This is a genomic window from Streptomyces sp. NBC_01261 (assembly GCF_036226385.1).
Classification (GTDB): domain Bacteria; phylum Actinomycetota; class Actinomycetes; order Streptomycetales; family Streptomycetaceae; genus Streptomyces.
In genome coordinates this window covers 8,536,058-8,554,706 of sequence record NZ_CP108463.1, presented here as the reverse complement: position 1 = coordinate 8,554,706, position 18,649 = coordinate 8,536,058, and the positions used below count along the sequence as shown (strand labels likewise).

Annotated in this window: 18 protein-coding genes; 13 read left to right on the top strand and 5 right to left on the bottom strand. The window is 71.3% G+C overall.

Translation table 11 applies throughout. From position 1 onward, the window contains the following. Positions 1 to 57 precede the first annotated feature (57 nt). The 4 genes from OG226_RS38205 to OG226_RS38190 all read left to right on the top strand — a co-directional run bounded on the left by OG226_RS38205 (position 58) and on the right by OG226_RS38190 (position 6,582). Entirely contained in the window at positions 58 to 3,921 is a 3,864-nt protein-coding gene (locus OG226_RS38205) for a Pls/PosA family non-ribosomal peptide synthetase (protein WP_328684335.1), read from the top strand. Between the two features lie 80 nt (positions 3,922 to 4,001). Next, the gene (locus tag OG226_RS38200) at positions 4,002 to 5,345 is read left to right on the top strand and encodes a M1 family metallopeptidase (protein ID WP_328684334.1); all 1,344 of its coding nucleotides are present in this window, start codon (positions 4,002 to 4,004) and stop codon (positions 5,343 to 5,345) included. Positions 5,346 to 5,409: 64 nt separating this feature from the next. Further along, the gene (locus OG226_RS38195) at positions 5,410 to 6,141 is read left to right on the top strand and encodes a hypothetical protein (protein ID WP_329351432.1); all 732 of its coding nucleotides are present in this window, start codon (positions 5,410 to 5,412) and stop codon (positions 6,139 to 6,141) included. A gap of 18 nt (positions 6,142 to 6,159) precedes the next feature. Beyond that, positions 6,160 to 6,582, top strand: coding sequence for a YchJ family protein (locus tag OG226_RS38190; RefSeq protein ID WP_328684332.1), 423 nt, complete (start codon positions 6,160 to 6,162; stop codon positions 6,580 to 6,582). Here OG226_RS38190 and OG226_RS38185 read toward each other — a convergent pair. Then, positions 6,555 to 7,256 (bottom strand): FadR/GntR family transcriptional regulator, encoded by a 702-nt coding sequence (locus tag OG226_RS38185; protein WP_328684331.1) that lies wholly within the window; start codon positions 7,254 to 7,256, stop codon positions 6,555 to 6,557. The two genes, OG226_RS38190 and OG226_RS38185, sit on opposite strands and share 28 nt — an antisense overlap. Before the next feature lie 130 nt (positions 7,257 to 7,386). Here OG226_RS38185 and OG226_RS38180 point away from each other — a divergent pair, with 130 nt between their 5' ends. Genes OG226_RS38180 through OG226_RS38165 form a run of 4 tightly spaced genes read left to right on the top strand, consistent with a single transcriptional unit; the run spans position 7,387 to position 11,175 of the window. Then, the gene (locus OG226_RS38180; protein WP_019059160.1) at positions 7,387 to 7,905 is read left to right on the top strand and encodes a gluconokinase; all 519 of its coding nucleotides are present in this window, start codon (positions 7,387 to 7,389) and stop codon (positions 7,903 to 7,905) included. A gap of 54 nt (positions 7,906 to 7,959) precedes the next feature. After that, positions 7,960 to 9,357, top strand: coding sequence for a GntT/GntP/DsdX family permease (locus OG226_RS38175; RefSeq protein ID WP_329351429.1), 1,398 nt, complete (start codon positions 7,960 to 7,962; stop codon positions 9,355 to 9,357). A 10-nt stretch (positions 9,358 to 9,367) separates the two neighbouring features. Next, entirely contained in the window at positions 9,368 to 10,126 is a 759-nt protein-coding gene (locus tag OG226_RS38170; protein ID WP_329351427.1) for an SDR family oxidoreductase, read from the top strand. A gap of 23 nt (positions 10,127 to 10,149) precedes the next feature. Further along, positions 10,150 to 11,175: an L-idonate 5-dehydrogenase gene (locus tag OG226_RS38165; RefSeq protein WP_329353640.1), complete on the top strand. Its 1,026-nt coding sequence runs from the start codon at positions 10,150 to 10,152 to the stop codon at positions 11,173 to 11,175. Between the two features lie 33 nt (positions 11,176 to 11,208). Here OG226_RS38165 and OG226_RS38160 read toward each other — a convergent pair whose 3' ends face one another. The 4 genes from OG226_RS38160 to OG226_RS38145 form a co-directional block, all read right to left on the bottom strand. Further along, positions 11,209 to 11,844 (bottom strand): cytochrome b/b6 domain-containing protein, encoded by a 636-nt coding sequence (locus OG226_RS38160; protein WP_328684327.1) that lies wholly within the window; start codon positions 11,842 to 11,844, stop codon positions 11,209 to 11,211. Continuing rightward, positions 11,828 to 12,571: a molybdopterin-dependent oxidoreductase gene (locus OG226_RS38155; protein WP_328684326.1), complete on the bottom strand. Its 744-nt coding sequence runs from the start codon at positions 12,569 to 12,571 to the stop codon at positions 11,828 to 11,830. The genes OG226_RS38160 and OG226_RS38155 overlap by 17 nt, the downstream gene beginning before the upstream one ends. A 115-nt stretch (positions 12,572 to 12,686) precedes the next feature. After that, complete coding sequence (locus OG226_RS38150; RefSeq protein WP_328684325.1) at positions 12,687 to 14,240, bottom strand: APC family permease; 1,554 nt, start codon at positions 14,238 to 14,240, stop codon at positions 12,687 to 12,689. 115 nt (positions 14,241 to 14,355) lie between these two features. Beyond that, entirely contained in the window at positions 14,356 to 15,306 is a 951-nt protein-coding gene (locus OG226_RS38145) for a hypothetical protein (RefSeq protein WP_329351426.1), read from the bottom strand. Positions 15,307 to 15,717: 411 nt separating this feature from the next. On the opposite strand from OG226_RS38145, the gene OG226_RS38140 reads away from it, so the two are divergent. The 5 genes from OG226_RS38140 to OG226_RS38120 all read left to right on the top strand — a co-directional run bounded on the left by OG226_RS38140 (position 15,718) and on the right by OG226_RS38120 (position 18,539). Beyond that, positions 15,718 to 16,611 (top strand): DMT family transporter, encoded by an 894-nt coding sequence (locus tag OG226_RS38140; RefSeq protein WP_328684323.1) that lies wholly within the window; start codon positions 15,718 to 15,720, stop codon positions 16,609 to 16,611. Positions 16,612 to 16,654: 43 nt separating this feature from the next. Next, positions 16,655 to 17,185 (top strand): NUDIX hydrolase, encoded by a 531-nt coding sequence (locus tag OG226_RS38135; protein WP_329351425.1) that lies wholly within the window; start codon positions 16,655 to 16,657, stop codon positions 17,183 to 17,185. Between the two features lie 10 nt (positions 17,186 to 17,195). Beyond that, the gene (locus OG226_RS38130; RefSeq protein ID WP_328684321.1) at positions 17,196 to 17,588 is read left to right on the top strand and encodes a YidH family protein; all 393 of its coding nucleotides are present in this window, start codon (positions 17,196 to 17,198) and stop codon (positions 17,586 to 17,588) included. After that, positions 17,585 to 17,908, top strand: a complete 324-nt coding sequence (locus tag OG226_RS38125) for a DUF202 domain-containing protein (protein ID WP_328684320.1) — start codon at positions 17,585 to 17,587, stop codon at positions 17,906 to 17,908. The genes OG226_RS38130 and OG226_RS38125 overlap by 4 nt, the downstream gene beginning before the upstream one ends. 334 nt (positions 17,909 to 18,242) lie before the next feature. After that, entirely contained in the window at positions 18,243 to 18,539 is a 297-nt protein-coding gene (locus tag OG226_RS38120) for a hypothetical protein (protein WP_329351423.1), read from the top strand. The last annotated feature ends 110 nt before the right edge of the window (positions 18,540 to 18,649 follow it).

Below are 18,649 nucleotides of genomic sequence, written 5' to 3'. Positions count from 1 at the left end.
CATACCTGCGGGCCCGCCAGCACCCCGGAAGTTACCGGGTTCGAGACGCGAGGACCGATGGCAGCCATACACGAGAGCAGTGCTCTCGGGCTTGACGATGAGATCCGCACCCAGTTCGGCGATACGGCACGTTTCTCCGCGGCGCCCGCCGCCTCGGCCCGCACCCTTGTCGACATCCTCGACGCGTCGGTGCGGTCGTATCCCGACGAACTCGCCCTGGACGACGGCACCGTCCGCCTCACCTATCGTGCGCTGGCCGTCGAGGTGGAGACCCTGCGCCGCACCCTGGCCGCGGCCGGTGTCGGCCTCGGTGACCGCGTCGGCGTGCGCGTTCCGTCCGGGACGAACGACCTCTACATCGCGATCCTCGCCGTACTCGCCGCCGGTGCCGCCTACGTCCCCGTGGACGCCGAGGACCCGGACGAGCGGGCCGAGCTGGTGTTCGGCGAGGCGGACGTGCGGGCCGTGATCGGTGCCGAGCACGCGCTGACCGTGCTCGGGCACAGTGACGCTCCGGCCGCGCGGCCCGGTGTCGAGCAGGACGCGTGGATCATCTTCACCTCCGGCTCCACCGGCAAGCCCAAGGGCGTCGCCGTCACGCACCGCAGCGCGGCGGCCTTCGTGGACGCCGAGGCGGCGCTGTTCCTCACCGACGACCCCATCGGTCCGGGTGACAGGGTCATGGCGGGGCTGTCCGTCGCGTTCGACGCGTCCTGCGAGGAGATGTGGCTGGCCTGGCGCTACGGCGCCTGTCTGGTGCCGGTGCCGCGCTCCCAGGTGCGCAGCGGCGCCGACCTCGGGCCCTGGCTGGTCGAGCAGGACATCAGCGTCGTCTCGACCGTGCCCACGCTGGCCTCCCTCTGGGAGCCGGAGGCGCTGAACGACGTACGCCTGCTGATCTTCGGCGGTGAGGCCTGCCCGCCCGAGCTGGTGCAGCGGCTGGTCACCGAGGGCCGCGAGGTCTGGAACACGTACGGGCCGACCGAGGCGACCGTCGTCGCCTGCGCCTCGCTGATGACCGGTGACGAGCCCATCCGTATCGGACTCCCGCTGAACGGCTGGGAGTTGGCCGTCGTCGACGAGGCCGGGGTGCCCGTACCCATGGGCGGCAGTGGGCAGTTGGTGATCGGCGGGGTCGGTCTCGCCCGCTACCTCGACCCCGAGAAGGACGCGGAGAAGTACGCGCCCCTCGAATCGCTCGGCTGGGAACGGGCGTACCGCAGCGGTGACTTGGTCAAGGCCGAGCCCGAGGGGCTGATCTTCCTCGGGCGGGCCGACGAGCAGATCAAGCTCGGCGGACGCCGGATCGAACTCGGCGAGGTCGACGCGGCGCTCCAGGCACTCCCCGGAGTGGCCGGAGCAGCCGCCGCCGTACGGACCGCGCGCAGCGGCAACCAGCTCCTCGTCGGCTATGTCGTCACCCAGGAGGGCTGGGACCAGGCCGCCGCCGTCGACAAGCTGCGGGCCGAACTGCCCGCCGCCCTCGTGCCGTTGATCGCGCCGGTCGAGGATCTCCCGACCCGCACCTCCGGCAAGGTCGACCGCAACGCGCTGCCCTGGCCGCTCGAAGGTCTGGAGACCGCCGGCGCCAAGGAGCAGCTCTACGGCACGGAGGCCTGGCTCGCCGAGCAGTGGGCCGAGGTGCTCGGCATCCCCGTGAGCAGCGCGGCCGACGACTTCTTCGCGATCGGCGGAAGCAGCCTGGCCGCCGCGCAGTTGACGACGCGGCTGCGCTCCCGTTACCCGAGCGCGGCCGTCCTCGACATCTACCAGCAGCCGACCCTGCGGAAGTTGGCCCGGCACCTGGAGGACTCGGCGCAGGGCGACGGCACCGCGCGGGTGATCGCCCCGGTGCCGACCCGCGCCAAGGTGATCCAACTCCTCGCGCTGGTCCCCCTGTTCACGCTCGTCGGCCTGCGCTGGACGGTGGCGCTGGCCGCGCTCGGCAACGTACTCAGCGGCTACGCGTGGCTGCCGACCGCGTCCTGGTGGCTGGTCGGCGCCGGTGCGCTGCTCCTCTTCAGCCCGCCCGGCCGGCTCGCGATCGCCGCGGGCGGTGCGCGCCTGCTGCTGCGCGGCGTGAAGCCGGGTCGCTACGACCGTGGTGGCAGCGTCCACCTGCGGCTCTGGGCGGCCGAACGGCTGGCCGAGTTCAGCGGGGCGACCTCGCTGACGGGGTCCTGGCTGGAGCGGTACGCGCGTGCCCTCGGCGCCAAGATCGGCCCGGACGTCGATCTGCACTCGCTCCCGCCGGTCACCGGCATGCTCAAGCTGGGCCGCGGTGCCGCGGTCGAGTCCGAGGTGGACCTGTCCGGCTACTGGCTGGACGGCGACCGGCTGGAGATCGGCCCGGTCAAGGTCGGCGCGCACGCCGTCGTCGGCACGCGCAGCATGCTGTTCCCCGGCGCCCGGGTGGGCAAGCGGGCCGAGGTGGCGCCGGGTTCGGCCGTCACCGGCACCGTCCCGACCGGCCAGCGCTGGGCGGGCGCGCCCGCGGTCAAGCTCGGCAAGGCCAAGCGCAACTGGCCCAAGGAGCGCCCGCAGCGGGGCACGTACTGGCGGGTGATGTACGGCGTGACGGGCTTCGCGCTCACCATGCTGCCGGTGGTCTCCGGGGTGGTCGCGCTGCTGGTGGCGAGCGCGTTCATGGCGCCCGGTGACGGTCTCGGCGAGGCCCTGCGCGGCGCGGGGATCGCGCTGGTCCCGGCGACGCTCGCCTTCGGGCTGACGTACGCGCTGCTGATCCTGATCGGTGTACGACTGCTCAGCGTGCGGCTGCGTGAGGGTACGCACCCGACGCACAGCCGGATCGGCTGGCAGGCGTGGACCGTGACGCAGCTGATGGACCTCTCCCGCGAGACCCTGTTCCCGCTGTACGCCGGGCTCGTCACGCCGGTGTGGCTGCGGCTGCTCGGGATGCGGATCGGGCGCGGTGCCGAGGTGTCGACCGTGCTCGCGCTGCCGAGCCTGACGACCGTCGGCGAGGGTGCGTTCCTGGCCGACGACACGTTGACCGCGCCGTACGAACTCGGTGGCGGCTGGATACACATCGGGCGGGCCGAGATCGGGCGGCGGGCGTTCCTCGGCAACTCCGGGATGACCGCGCCGGGGCGGAGCGTGCCGGACGGCGGGCTCGTCGGGGTGCTGTCGGCGACGCCGAAGAAGGCGAAGAAGGGCACGTCGTACCTGGGGCTGCCGCCGGTGAAGCTGCCGCGCAGCACGAGCGGCGGCGACCAGAGCCGGACGTACGACCCGCCGGCCAAGCTGCTGTGGGCGCGCGGTCTGGTGGAGCTGTGCCGGATCGTGCCGGTGTTCTGCTCGGCCGGTCTCGCCGTGCTGACGGTGGCCGCGCTGTGCGCGCTGGGGGTGTGGGCGCCGCTGCTGTCGGGGCTCGTGCTGCTGGCCGTGGGTGCGCTGGCCGGGCTGATCTCGATCGTGGCCAAGTGGACCCTCGTGGGGCGGCACCGCGGTGCCGAGCACCCGCTGTGGAGCGGTTACGTGTGGCGCAACGAGCTGGCGGACACCTTCGTCGAGGTCGTGGCGGTGCCGTGGCTGGCCGGTTCGGTGCCGGGCACTCCGGTGCTGACGGCCTTGCTGCGCGGGCTCGGCGCGCACATCGGCAAGGGTGTCTGGGTGGAGAGCTACTGGCTGCCGGAGACCGATCTGGTGACCCTGGAGGACGCGTCCACAGTGAACCGTGGTTGTGTGCTCCAGACCCACCTCTTCCACGACCGGATCTTGCGGACGGATACTGTGGTCCTCCGTGAGGGCGCGACGCTGGGTCCTGGCGGAATCGTCCTGCCCGGCAGCGTGGTCGGGGCCCGTACCACTCTGGGTCCCGCGTCGCTCGTGATGGCGGCGGAGTCCGTCCCGGACGACACCCGCTGGCTGGGCAATCCGATCGAGTCATGGCGCCCCTGAACACAGGTCACGCGGCGTCGGCTTCGGAGGGCGGTGCACGGGTACGGGATACGAGCACAGCGCAGGGAGCAGACGCAGCAGTGACCGTTCAGCAGGCGGCGGGTCCGGACCCGTATTTCCCGGCAAACGGCGATGCCCGCTACCGGGTGCACCGCTATGAGCTCGCGCTGGACTACCGTCCCGGCCCCAACCGTCTCTCCGGCACGGCGCGCATCAACGCCATAGCGGGCCGTGCGCCGCTGCCCGAATTCCAGCTGAACCTGGGCGACTTCAAGATCGGCCGGATCCGGGTGGACGGCCGCCAGCCGCACTACACGCACCGCGGCGGCCGACTCCGCGTCCGACCCGCGAAGCCGCTGCGCGCCGGTGCCGCGTTCACCGTGGAGATCCACTGGTCGGGCAACCCCAAGCCGGTCGCCAGCCCCTGGGGCGGCCTCGGCTGGGAGGAGCTGACCGACGGCGCGCTGGTGGCGAGCCAGCCGATCGGGGCGCCGTCCTGGTACCCGTGCAACGACCGCCCCGCCGACAAGGCGTCGTACCAGATCTCGATCACGACGCCGTCGGCGTACGCGGTGGTGGCGGGCGGGCGGCTGCTGACCCGAACCACCAAGGCTTCTACGACCACTTGGGTGTACGAGCAGTCGGCGCCGACGTCGAGTTACCTGGTCGGGCTGTCGATCGGCAAGTACCAGACGGTGCTGCTGGGCGACCCGGGGCTGGGCGGTGTCCCGCAGCACGGGCACATCCCGTCGGATCTACTCCCCGAGTTCTCAAGGGACTTCGCGCGGCAACCCGCGATGATGGAGCTGTTCCAGGACCTGTTCGGGCCGTACCCCTTCGACGAGTACGCGGTCGTGGTGACGGAGGAGGAACTCGATGTCCCCGTCGAGGCACAGGGGTTGTCGCTGTTCGGCGCCAACCACGTTGACGGGGCCCGGGGTTCGGAACGGCTCGTCGCCCACGAGCTGGCCCACCAGTGGTTCGGCAACAGTGTCTCCATCGCCGACTGGCGCCACATCTGGCTGAACGAGGGCTTCGCCAAGTACGCCGAGTGGCTGTGGTCCGAGCGCTCGGGCGGCCGTACGGCACATCAACACGCCGCCGCCGCACACCGGTTGCTCTCCACGCTCCCCCAGGACCTACGGCTCGCCGACCCCGGCCGCAAGTCCATGTTCGACGACCGCCTCTACGAACGCGGCGGCGTCACCGTCCACGCGGTGCGCTGCGCGCTGGGCGACATCGCGTTCTTCCGGATGCTGCGGGGCTGGGCGAACCAGCACCGGAACGGGACGGTGACCACCACGACGTTCACGTCGCACGCGTCCCGGTTCACGTCCGAGCCGTTGGACCAGCTCTTCGACGCGTGGGTGTATCGGGGGGCGTTGCCGCCGATGCCTTCGGCGGAGACGGGGATCGCGGTCTGAGTCGTCGGGCCTGTTGCGGGCAGGGAACTGACGGAGTATCAAGTGACTTCACGGGGGTGAGGTCATGGCGTCTGCATGGAACCGGGGGGCCGCGGAGACGGGTGAGTGGCTGGAGGTCTACGGGGAGACCGAGCCGCAATCCGTCCCGCTGGAGCAGATGTTCGCCACGGGATCGGACACCGGACGCCCTTTCACCGGGTATCTCTACGTCTGGTCGCTCGGGTACACGGCGGACGAGGCGCCGTCCGTGAAGGTCACGCTGCTCTTCCCGGCGATGGGTAGTTGGCGGGTGAAGGACGTCCAGGCCATCGTGTACCACCTGCCGCCGGTGGCGGACGAGCGGGCGTGGCGGAACACCCTGGCCAGGGACCTGCGGGCGGCCGGGCCCGCCCTGGAGGCCGCCGGCAAGCTCACAGCGGACCTGGTCGGCTTTCCCGAGATCAACGCGATGATGTCCGCCGCGGCCCATCTGAGGGCGCGCAGCGCACCGCAGATGCGGGACGAGGAGTGGTTCGTCAAGCGAGTACACCGCAGCCCCGGCGGGATCCTGCACCAGGGAGTCGAGTGGACGCTCCCGGCGAACTTCGTGCGGCAGATCGGGACCCGGGTCACCGGCGCCCTCCTCGTGGAGTTCATCGGCGCGGCACCCGCGTACGAGGACACCGACCCTCCTGGCAACGAGCCGCTGCCGCTCCTGGCCTGCGCGACCCTCACCCGCGAGAAGGAGGTGAGGCTGCCCGAGGACGCCTACGTCCGGCTGCCACTCCGCGTCACCCCCGAACGCCCTCGAACGTAGCCCCGGCACAATATGCCCATGACCCCACGCCCCACCTGCCCCTGCGGCCTCCCCCAGCCCTACGACGACTGCTGCGGCCGCTACCACTCGGGCCCCACCCCCGCCCCCACCGCCGAGGCCCTGATGCGCTCCCGCTACACCGCCTTCGTGCGGCTGGACGCGCCCTACCTGCTGCGCACCTGGCACCCCCGGACGCGCCCCGCCGAACCCCTCGATCTCGACCCGGGGATGCGGTGGACCGGACTGGAGATCCTGGAGACGGGAGGCGGGACGGCGTTCCATTCCGCGGGGACCGTGACGTTCCGGGCGTCGTACAACGGCGGCGCGATCCATGAGCGGAGCCGGTTCGAGCGGGTAGACGGAGCCTGGGTGTACCTCGACGGGGAGTTCCTGGACCAGGGCGACGAGGGCAACTACGGCGCCAGGATGTCCAGTTCCTGAAGCGCGCCCACCGTGATCTCGCGGGTCAGCGTCTCCGCGCGGAGCGCGTCGCCCTCGCGGACCGCCTCCGCGACCTGGACGTGCAGGGTGACGGCCGCCGGGTCGGGGTCCTCGAACATGACCTCGTGGTGGGTGCGGCCGGCGAGGACCTCGGTGACGACGTCGCCGAGGCGGGCGAACATCTCGTTGCCCGAGGCGGTGAGGATCACGCGGTGGAAGGCCACGTCGTGGACGAGGTAGGCCTCCAGTTTGTGGCCGCGGGAGTTGGCGACCATGCCGATCGCGCACTCGGTGAGCTCCGCGCACTGCTCCGCCGTGGCGAACTTGGCGGCCAGGCCGGCCGCGATCGGCTCCACCGCCGAGCGCAGCACCGTGAGTGAGCGCAGTTGCTGCGGGCGGTCGGCGCCGGCCAGGCGCCAGCGGATGACCTGCGGGTCGTAGACGTTCCACTCCGCCTTGGGCCGGACCGTGACGCCGACCCGGCGGCGGGACTCGACCAGGTGCATGGATTCGAGGACACGGACCGCCTCGCGCATCACGGAGCGGGAGACCTCGAAGTCCTTGGCGAGCTCGTCCGTGCGCAGGACACTGCCCGGCGGGTACTCGCCCGCGGTGATGGCGGGGCCGAGGGAGTCGAGTACGCGGCCGTGCAAGCCGCGGCCCGGAGTGGTCATGCACTCAGCGTACGGGGCGCATCACGGAACCAAAAAGTCAGACTTATATGTCACAGACTCTTGAATTAGTCGTACCTAATCGGTTTCAGTGGGATCGACATCAGGTGTCGACGGAGACAGTGAGGCAGCGATGCGTACCCCCCATGTCGTCGTGGTGATGGGCGTAGCGGGCACCGGGAAGACCACCATCGGTCCCCTGCTCGCGGCCCGGCTCGGCGTTCCGTACGCCGAGGGCGACGACTTCCACCCGCAGGCCAACATCGCCAAGATGTCGGCCGGTGTCCCGTTGACCGACGAGGACCGGTGGCCCTGGCTGGACGCCATCGGCGACTGGGCCCATGGGCGCGCGGGGCTCGGCGGGGTCGTCAGCAGCTCGGCGCTGAAGCGGTCGTACCGCGACCGGCTGCGGGCCGCGGCTCCCGGGGTCGTCTTCGTGCACCTCACCGGTGACCGCGCGCTCATCGAGGACCGGATGGCGCACCGGCACGGGCACTTCATGCCGACCGCGCTGCTCGACTCGCAGTTCGCCACGCTCCAGCCGCTGGAGGCGGACGAGGCGGGCGTCGCCGTGGACGTCACCGGCAGCCCCGAGCAGATCACCGAGCGGGCCACGACCGCGCTCGCCCAGGTTCCCGAGCCGACCTCCTAGTCCCTCCTGGTACCGCCTGTCCCCCCAACTCCCCGTATCCGCAAGGAATCCACCGTGACCAGACTCAGCGTCGAGATGCTGGCAGCGGACCCCGTCGAGCCCATCACCTCGGCCGGCCACGCTCAGCTGGGCATCGCCGTACTGGCGGGCATCGCCGTCATCGTCCTGCTCATCACCCGGTTCAAGATGCACGCCTTCCTGGCGCTGACCATCGGCTCGCTCGCGCTCGGCGCGTTCGCCGGCGCGCCACTGGACAAGGCCATCACCAGCTTCAGTACCGGGCTCGGCTCCACCGTCGCCGGTGTGGGCGTGCTGATCGCGCTGGGCGCGATCCTCGGCAAGCTGCTCGCCGACTCGGGCGGCGCGGACCAGATCGTCGACACGATCCTCGCGAAGGCGAGCCCCCGGTCGATGCCGTGGGCGATGGTCCTGATCGCCTCGGTGATCGGGCTGCCGCTGTTCTTCGAGGTCGGCATCGTGCTGCTGATCCCGGTCGTGCTGATGGTCGCCAAGCGCGGCAACTACTCGCTCATGCGGATCGGCGTCCCGGCCCTCGCCGGCCTGTCGGTCATGCACGCGCTGATCCCGCCGCACCCCGGCCCGCTGGTCGCCGTGGACGCGGTCAAGGCCAACCTCGGTCTGACCCTCACGCTCGGCGTCCTGGTCGCCATCCCGACTGTCATCATCGCGGGCCCGCTGTTCTCGAAGGTCGCCGCCCGCTGGGTGGACGTCCAGGCCCCCGAGCGGATGCTCCCGGCCCGCCCGTCCGAGGACCTGAAGAACCGCCCCGGCTTCGGCGCGACCCTCGCCACGATCCTGCTGCCGGTCGTCCTGATGCTCTCCAAGGCGCTGGTCGACATCATCGTCGACGACCCCGCGCACACCGTGCAGCGCGTCTTCGACGTCATCGGCTCCCCGCTGATCGCGCTGCTCGCGGCCGTCATCGTCGGCATGTTCACGCTGGGCCGGCCGGCGGGCTTCACCAAGGAGCGGCTGTCCACGACCGTCGAGAAGGGCCTGATGCCGATCGCGGGCATCCTGCTCATCGTCGGCGCGGGCGGCGGTTTCAAGCAGACGCTGATCGACTCCGGTGTCGGCCAGATGATCCTGGACATCTCCAAGGACTGGTCGATCCCGGCGCTGCTGCTGGCCTGGCTGATCGCGGTGGCGATCCGGCTCGCGACCGGTTCGGCGACGGTGGCCACGATCTCGGCGGCCGGTCTGGTCGCCCCGCTGGCCGCCGACATGTCGAGCACCCACACCGCCCTGCTCGTGCTGGCGATCGGCGCGGGCTCGGTCTTCTTCAGCCATGTCAACGACGCCGGTTTCTGGCTGGTGAAGGAGTACTTCGGCCTGAGTGTCGGCCAGACCTTCAAGACCTGGTCCGTCATGGAGACGATCATCTCGGTCGTCGCCGGCGGACTGGTCCTCCTCCTCTCGCTGATCATCTAGGGGTACGGGAATGAGTCATCCTCTTTTCGACATCAGTGGCCGTACCGCCCTGGTCACCGGTTCCAGCCGGGGCATCGGACTCGCCCTCGCCCAGGGCCTGTCGGAGGCCGGCTGCACGGTCGTCCTGAACGGCCGGGACGGCGAACGCCTCACCAAGGCCGCCGCGGAACTGTCCGGCGACGTCCACACGGCCGCCTTCGACGTGACCGACGGCCCGTCAGTGGCCGCGGGGATAGCGGACGTCGAGGAACGCGTCGGCCCACTGGACATCCTCGTCAACAACGCGGGCATGCAACTGCGCGCCCCGCTCCTGGAGTTCACCGACTCCGACTGGCACCGGATCATCGACACCAACCTCACCAGCGCGTTCCTGGTCGGCCGTGAGGCGGCCCGCCGGATGACGGAACGCGGCCACGGGAAGATCATCAACATCTGCTCGCTGCAGAGCGAGGTGGTCCGCCCCGGCATCGCGCCCTACGCGGCCACCAAGGGCGCCCTGAAGATGCTCACCAAGGGCATGTGCGCGGACTGGGGCCCGAGCGGTGTCCAGGTCAACGGCCTGGGCCCCGGCTACATCGAGACGGAACTCACCCAACCCCTCGTCCAGGACGAGGAGTTCAGCGCCTGGGTGCGCAAGCGGACCCCGGCCGGCCGCTGGGGCCGTACGGAGGACCTGGTGGGCGGGGTGCTGTTCCTGGCGTCGCCCGCCGCGGACTTCGTGAGCGGACAGATCCTGTACGTCGACGGCGGCATGACGAGCGTGCTGTGAAAGGGGACATCATCGTGCCGGACATGCTGGGCTGTGTGATCCACGGTCAGGACGACCTGCGCGTCGAGGAGTTGACGGTCCCGGAGCCCGGCCCCGGCCAGGCCCTGGTCGCCGTCCGCTACGGCGGCGTCTGCGGCTCCGACCTCCACTACTGGCGCCACGGCGGCGTCGGCGACTTCCGCCTCAAGGAACCGATGCTGCTCGGCCACGAGGTCGTCGGCACGGTCGTGTCCTACGGCCCCGGGGCCACAGGTCCCGTTCCCGGTACGGCAGTTGCCGTGCACCCGGCGACTCCGTGCGGGGTGTGCCCCGAGTGCGTGGACGGGCGGCGCAACGTGTGCCGGGACACCGCGTACCTGGGCAGCGCGGCCCGCTTCCCGCACGTACAGGGCGGCTTCGCGGCCCAAGTCACGGTCCCCGCTGACCAGTTGAGGGCGATCCCGGCGGGCCTTGAGCTGCGCCGGGCCGCCCTCGCCGAACCGCTCTCCGTCGCCCTGCACGCCGTACGACGCGCCGGGGACGTGCGGGGACGCCAGGTGCTGGTCACCGGCGCGGGCCCGATCGGCTGTCTGGTCGTCGCGGCGGCGAAGGCGGCCGGCGCGGCCCATGTGACGGTAACGGACCTGCTTCCGGCGGCACTTCGGTACGCCACCGCGGCCGGCGCCGACACCGTCGTACGGGCCGACGACCCGGACGACTCCGGGTGGCCGTCCGAGGTGGAGGTCGCCATCGAGGCGTCCGGGGTGGCGGCCGGGCTCGACACCTGTCTGCGGCTCGTGCGGCGGGGCGGGGTCGTCGTCCAGCTCGGAATGCTGCCGCCGGGGCAGAGTCCCTTCGCGGGGAACCTGGTCGTCAGCCGGGAGATCGAACTGCGGGGCGCGTTCCGTTTCGACGAGGAGTTCAACGACGCGCTCCAACTCCTCGCCGTGGAGCCCGCGTTCGACGCTCTGGTCAGCGCGGTGGTCCCGGTGCGGGAGGCGGAGTCGGCGTTCGCGCTGGCGGCCGACAGGAGCCGGTCGTGCAAGGTGCTGCTGGACTTCGGGGGCTGAGCGGCGCGACCCGTACGTCGGCCGGCCCTTCGACTACGGCTTCCAGAGCGGGTGTTCCCGCTTCGCCCACTCCCTGCTCACCGAGCCCGTGCGCAAGCCCGCTCTGGCCTCCGGGTCGCCGAGGGCCATGCCGATGTGGCCGCCGAGGACGATGCCGATCGTCAGGGCGAGCCAGTCGTGGACGAAGGTCGCGCTGCTGCGCCACATGATCGGGGTGAGGTGGGTGAACCACATCATCAGACCCGTACCGAGCATCACCAGGGTCGCGCCGGCGATCCAGTTCGCGTAGACCTTCTGGCCCGCGTTGAACTTGCCCGCGGGGCGCGCCGACCGGCGTTTGTCACGCATCAGGGCGCCGCGCAGCCAGACCCGGTCGTGCGGGCCGAAGCGGTTGAGGAAACCGAGGTTGACGCGGAAGCCGCGGGAGAACAGGCCGAAGAGAACGGGCACGGGCAGCGCGACCCCCGCCAACTCGTGGATGCGGACGACCAGTTCACGGCGCCCGACGAGTTCGGCGAACTCCGGGATGTACAGACAGGCCGCCGTGGCCACGCAGACGCCCATCAGCGCGGCCGTGGTCCGGTGCACCCAGCGTTCGGTGCGGCCGAAGCGGCGGACGCGGGCCGAGGGTTGCGTCTGCGGCGGCTGGGCTTCAGTTCGTAGGGGCATCGTCGCGTCCGTTCGACTTGCCGACCCAGGCGTCGACGTCGTAGCCCCGATCCTCCCAGTAGCCGGGCTTCACATGCTCGGTGACCGTGATGCCGGAGAGCCACTTGGCGGACTTGTAGAAGTACATGGGGGCCACGTAGAGGCGGACCGGGCCGCCGTGGTCGTGACCCAGGGGCTTGTCCTGCATGCGCAGCGCGACCAGGATGTCCGAGCGCCGGGCCTGATCGAGGGTGAGGCTCTCGGTGTAGGCGCCGTCGAAGCAGGTGAAGCGCACCGCCCCGGCCGTTGCACGCACTCCCGCCGCGTCCAGGAGCCGGGACAGGCGCACCCCCTCGAAGGGGGTTCCGGGGACCCGCCAGCCGGTGACGCACTGGACGTCCTTGACCAGCCGGGTCTGCGGCAGCGCGCGCAGGTCGGCCAGGGTGTAGGACGTCGGTTTGTCGACCAGGCCGTCGACGGTCAGCCGGTAGTCCTGGGCGTTCTTGTTCGGCACGGACGCGGTGACCGAGTAGTAGCGGAAGCCGCCGCCGTTCGGGAGCAGTCCGGTCAGCCCGGTGGGGTCCTTGCCGGAGACGGCGCCGAGGAAGCCCTCCATGGCGTTCTGGAGGGCGGGCGCGGTGACCACGCCGAGGGCGCCCAGGCCGAGGGTGCCCAGGAGGACCCGGCGGCCGAGCGGCCGGCCCTCCGCCTTCTCCGCACCCTCGGACTCGGGTTGTTCAGGTTTCACGCAGTCATTCGAACACCCGCGACCCCGGCGCGGCCAGGGATAGCGGGTGCCCGTCAGACTTCCGTAACCACTTCTTACGTGCTTCTCAGAGAGCCCCTCGAAGAACGTGGACGCGCTACGACGCCTCCCCCGCCGCCTTCTCCAGCTGGAACGCCTCGTTGCCGAGCCCGATGCGGGCGTGCGCCTCCGGGTTGCGGGAGCGCAGGAACAGGCCCTGGGCCAGGCCGACGAGCAGGGCCAGGCCGATGATGCCGGGCAGCAGCCAGCTCAGGGACGAGCCGGGGCCCGCGCCGACCAGGACGTCGAAGTCCTTGACCGTGTAGACGGCGATGACGACGAGCGCGATGCCGGAGAGCGCGGAGGTGACCAGGCGCCAGGCCTGGGCGCCGGCGGAACCGCGGCGGGCGAAGAAGACGATCACCGAGAGGGAGGCGGCGGCCATCAGCAGGATCACGCCGAGGGCGCCGATGTTGCCGAACCAGGTGAACAGGTGCAGGACCGGTGCGGTGGGGTCGCCGGTGGGCTTGTCGTCGGCGATCGCGAAGGCGATCACGATCACGGCGGACACGGCGGTCTGGAGCAGCGAGCCGGTGCCGGGAGCGCCGCTGGAGCCCGTCGTACGGCCGAACGCGGACGGCAGCAGGCCCTCGCGTCCCATGGCGAAGGCGTAGCGGGCGACGACGTTGTGGAAGCTGAGCATGGCCGCGAACATGCCGGTGACGAACAGGACGTGGAGCACGTCGGTGAAGGTGCCGCCGAGCCGGGATTCGGTGAGGTAGAAGAGCAGTCCGGCGCTCTGCTTCTGGGAGACGCCGACGACCTGGGAGGGCCCGGTCGCGACGGTGATCGCCCAGCAGCTGAGCGCGAAGAACACGGCGACGCCGCCGACGGCGAGGAACATCACGCGCGGCACCAGGATGTGCGGGCGGCTGGTCTCCTCGGCGTACACCGGGGCCTGTTCGAAGCCGAGGAACGCGGCGATGCAGAAGCACAGGGCGGTGCCGACGCCGGCGCCGCTGAGGGTGTCCGGGTTGAAGGCGTGCAGGGACAGGCCCTCCTTGGCCGGGTCGGTGACGGCCGCGATGTCGAAGATGACGACGAGCGCGACCTCGATGATCAGCAGGACACCGAGCACGCGCGCGTTGACGTCGATCTTCAGCCAGCCGAGCGCGCCGACGGCGAGCACGGCCACCAACGCCGGTATCCACCAGGCGACTTGGAGGTCGGCGTAGGTGGAGAACAGGTTGGAGACCTCGAAGCCGAAGATGCCGTAGATGCCGACCTGGAGGGCGTTGTACGCGACGAGCGCCACCAGGGCCGCGCTCGCGCCGGCGGTGCCGCCGAGGCCGCGGGAGATGTAGGCGTAGAAGGCGCCCGCGTTGTGGACGTGCCGGCTCATCTCGGCGTAGCCGACGCTGAAGAGGACGAGGACGACACCGAGGAGGACGAAGAGCAGCGGCTGCCCCTCGATCCCCATCACCGCGAATGTGGTGGGCATGACACCCGCGACCACCATGAGGGGCGCGGTCGCGGCGAGCACGGAGAGCAGCAACCCCCCGGTGCCGAGACGGTCGGCGCGCAGGGCGCGCTCCTGCCCCCTGAACGTGCTGATGCCGCTGTCTGCGCCGTCAGCGGTGGCGCTGCTCGTACTGGAACTGCCCGTCGTCATGGCGGGAACGTCCTTTCGGGGTCGCTACGGGGGCGTTGCTACGGTCGCGTTACTTCGCTACGGCAGCGTTGCTACGGGTGCGTCTCATCGCTGCCGAATCGTTGGTACGGGGGCGTTACGACGTCCCGAGCGCGCAGTCGCGTGCGGCACGGAAGGCGGTGAGCGGGTCGCGGTCCGGGTAGGACCACGGGGCCGGGGTCGGGTGTTCCCCGATGCGGTGGAACAGCGCGGCGGCCTCGGCGCCGCGCCCCTCGCAGGACTTGGCGTGGGCGAGGAAGTTGAGGTCGACCAGGCGGCGCGGGTGGCCTTCGTGCTCCCACTCCAGCCACCAGTCGAAGGCGGCCTTCATCACCTGCCGGGCCCGGCGCCCCGTCCAGTGCCCGGAGGCGGCCGGGTCGGCGGGTTCCAGGCCGGCGGCGGCCAGCACGCGGTAGCGCTCGGCGTGCGCGATGACCGGCAGGATCGCGAGCGGGGAGTCGGCCGGGGCCTGTTCGGCGGCCCAGTAGGCGAAGTCGTAGACCTCGTGCAGCGGGTCGACGCCCGCGTCGGCGCGGCGTTCCGCGAGCCGGGCCACCATCAGATGGTGGGCGTGGTGGTGGTCGGGGTACCGGTGGCGGACCTCGTCGAAGAGCTGGACCACGCCCTCGTCGGTGCCCAGCGTGTGCTCCAGGAGGAGCAGTCCGAGCCACGGTGTCGGATCGGCGGGCAGCCGGGCCGACGCCGTACGGCAGGCATCGCGGGCGCGGACCGGCTTCTCCTTGCCAGCCAGCGTGCGCTGCACCATGGCCAGGGCGAGCAGCACGGAGGCGTCGCCGGACTCGGGTTCGGCGAGCAGCCAGTCGCGGGCCCAGGCGGTGGTGTAGGACTCCTTGGCGAGAACGGTGACGCGGTGGGCGCGGGCGTCCCAGTCGTCGCCCGTCTGGGCGAGCAGGCCGCGCGCCGCCTGCCAGCGCCCCTGGGCCAACGCGGCGCGCGCGGCGACGAGTTCAGCGTCGTCGAGCGCGGCGTCGAAGGCCTGGGAAGCGCGCTTGTGGCGGCGTCCGAGGGGTGGCGGGGGTGGGGACACCCGGGTATTCCTCACGTTCTTCACGCGACGCTGCGGGACATCGGCGTGCCATCGTCCGATCACGCACAGCAAACCCTCCACCAATACTTCACGTCAAGTGCCTGACCCTTGTTACACCTGTCAACTTCCGTCGCGGATGCGGCACTTGTGGCGCTGTCCCCTACCCGGGACGCTACGCTGCCAATCGTTCGCGGGTCACCGGTGTGGCGTAGGCCATGGCGCTCGGGAGCGCGGCGGCGGACGATGGCAGCACGGTCCCGCCGCAGCCTCCGATCGTGCCCACGGTCGTCAGAGCATCGTGACCGGAGCAACCGCCCGCTTCCGGGTACTCCCAGGGGCAAGCCGGGCCCTGGGGCGCTAGAGTCGCCCAAACGCATCCCGTAGCCCGGCCTGACGATCGAGGTACGCAGCGTGTCCCTTCTGGTTCTGATGCTCGCCGTGAGTGCGGCCTGTTGCCTCGGCTTCGGGTTCGTGCTCCAGCAGAACGTGGCCCAGCAGGCACCCCTGAGCGACTTCCTCTCCCCGAGACTGCTCCTCGACCTGATGCGGGTCCCGCGCTGGCTCGGCGGCATCGGCCTGATGATCGCGGGCATGGTGCTCGGCGCGATAGCGCTCAGCAAGGGCGAGGTCTCCCTCGTGGAGCCCCTCCTCGCGACGAACCTCCTCTTCGCGCTCGCCCTCTCCCGCAAGCAGACCCGACAGCCCCTGGGCCGCCAGGGCTGGACGGGCCTCGCACTCCTCGCGGGCGGCGTCACGACCTTCATCGTCGCGGGCGAACCACGCGGCGGCACAGCCGTCACCGACCCGTTCCGCCACTGGCTGATCATCGGCGTCATGGTGGGCCTCGCCCTCCTCCTCACGACGTACGCCAAACGCTCCCGCCTCAGCTCGGGTCCGGTCCTCCTGGCCCTGGCCGCCGGCCTCCTCTACGGCGTCCAGGACGCGCTCACCCGGGTCAGCGGCCAGCGCTTCACCGAGGGCGGCCTCACCGAACTCCTCACCGGCTGGCAGCCGTACGGCGTGCTCGCACTCGGCGTGACCGGCCTGGTCCTCGTACAGAGCGCCTTCGAGACGGCCCCCCTGCGCATGTCCCTGCCCGCCCTCACCGCGGCCCAGCCCCTCGCCGGAATCATCTGCGGGGTGGGCTTCCTGGGCGACCGACTGCGCGCCGACACGGGCGCACTGGCCTGGGAGGCGGCGGGCCTCGCCGGGATCGTCGTGGGCATCCTGCTCCTCGGCATGCACCCGGCCATGCCACGCGGCACGACGAGGCCGAAGCCGGCACCGGCCCTCCAGCCGCACTGAGGCCGTCGGCCGCACCGATCGCCGACCCCTGTTTGATGGGGGCATGAACCCAGCTGACGAGATCCTCGACATCGTCGACGAGAACGACCGGGTCACCGGCCAGTCCCCCCGCGGCGAGGCCTACGCACAGGGCCTGCGCCACCGCGCGGTCTTCATCCGGACCCGCGACGCGGCTGGCCGCGTCTTCGTCCACCGCCGCACCCCCACCAAACTCGTCTTCCCCTCCCTCTACGACATGTTCGTCGGCGGAGTGGTGGGCGCCGGCGAGTCCTACGACGACGCGGCACTCCGCGAGGCCGAGGAGGAACTCGGAGTCTCCGGCCTGCCCCGCCCCACCTTCCTCTTCAAGTTCCTGTACGACGACGGCGCCGGGCAGACCTGGTGGTCGGCGGTGTACGAGGTGCGCTGCGAACTCCCGGTCAGCCCGCAGGTCGAGGAGGTCGCCTGGCACGACTTCCTGGAGGAGGGGGAGATCGAGCGGCGGCTGGAGGACTGGCAGTGGGTGCCGGACGGGGTGGCGGCCTACACCCGCCTCAAGGCACACCGGAAAGACCAGACAGAAACAGCCGGATAGGGTCCTGCCCGTGATCGATTTTGCACGGAACGTCCGGCTGTGGTTCGAGCCCCAGCAGATCAGCGAGGAGGGCGCGACACCCGACTACCGTTTCTCGCTGGCCAACGAACGCACCTTCCTGGCCTGGCTGCGCACCGCGCTCGCGCTGATCGGCGGAGGCTTCGCGGTGGACCAGTTCCTGCCACACCTGCGCTGGGCCTGGCGAGCCGGTCTCGCCCTCGCCCTGCTCGCGGCGGGTGTCCTGTGCTCCCTGCGCGCGGTCAACCACTGGGTGCGCTGCGAACGGGCGATGCGTCGCGGCGAGGATCTCCCGGTGTCCCGTTTCCCGGCACTCCTGAGCATCGCCGTGGCGATCGTGGCCCTGGCGATGGTCGTCGTGGTCCTAGCGGGCTGGGCCGGATGACCCGCCTCCCGACCCCGGACCGCGACCCGGGCCTCCAGCCCGAACGCACCCGCCTGGCCTGGCGCCGCACGACCCTGTCCAGCACGGTAGCCGCCGTACTCGCCGCGAAAGCCTCGCTGCGCGGCGGCGTACACGTCGAGGGCGTCATCGTCTGCGCCCTGTGCTGCGCCCTGTGGCTCAGCTTCCTGACCGTGGCCCACCACCGCATCCGCACCCTCGCGGCAGCCGGCACTCCCCCGCCCCTGGCCCCACGCCACGCCAGCGCGGCGGTGCTGTGCACGGTGGCGCTGGCGGTGTGTGCGGCGGTGCTTGTGTATTGAGGCGCGGGGGTGAGGACGGGCACCGTGCGGGCGGCACTCGGGTGTGAAGCGCCATGCGGCCCGCACCCGCCGACGAACCGGGAGCGGGTCGTGGCGGTACGGCGCAGCCCGCCGCGTACCCGGCACCAACCCGCCCGACTCCGACAACACCAGAGGGGCCCCAAGCGGCGGGCTCGCCGTACCGCCACGACCCCGACCCCACCCGCACACCCGCGGGCGACCCCATCCCAACCCCAAACCACCCCCGGCGCCACACGCCCGAGATCACCCGATATGGGCGGCACCCGTGGCACCCTGTCCGACGTCACAGCCCGCACTTCCGAAGGTGAGCACCATGACCACCCTTCACCTGGAGCACTCCTCCCACACCCACACGCACGGCCCGGACTGCGGCCACGCCCCGGTGCCGCACGGCGACCACGTCGACTACGCGCACGACGGCCACCTGCACCGCGAGCACGGTGGCCACTGGGACGAGTGCGAGCCGGGCGGCCACATCGCCCACCAGGAGCACGCGCACCAGCACGGCCAGGACTGCGGCCACGAGAGCGTGCTGCACGGCGACCACGTCGACTACGTGCACGACGGCCACCGGCACGCCCTGCACGAGGGCCACTGGGACGACCACTGACCCGACGACCGCGGCCCACGTCGGCCCGGAACCCCCGACACACACAGCTCCCCGTCGCCCGGCGCGGGGAGCTGTCGGCATATCGTGGCCCCGGTCACGTTTCACTCGCC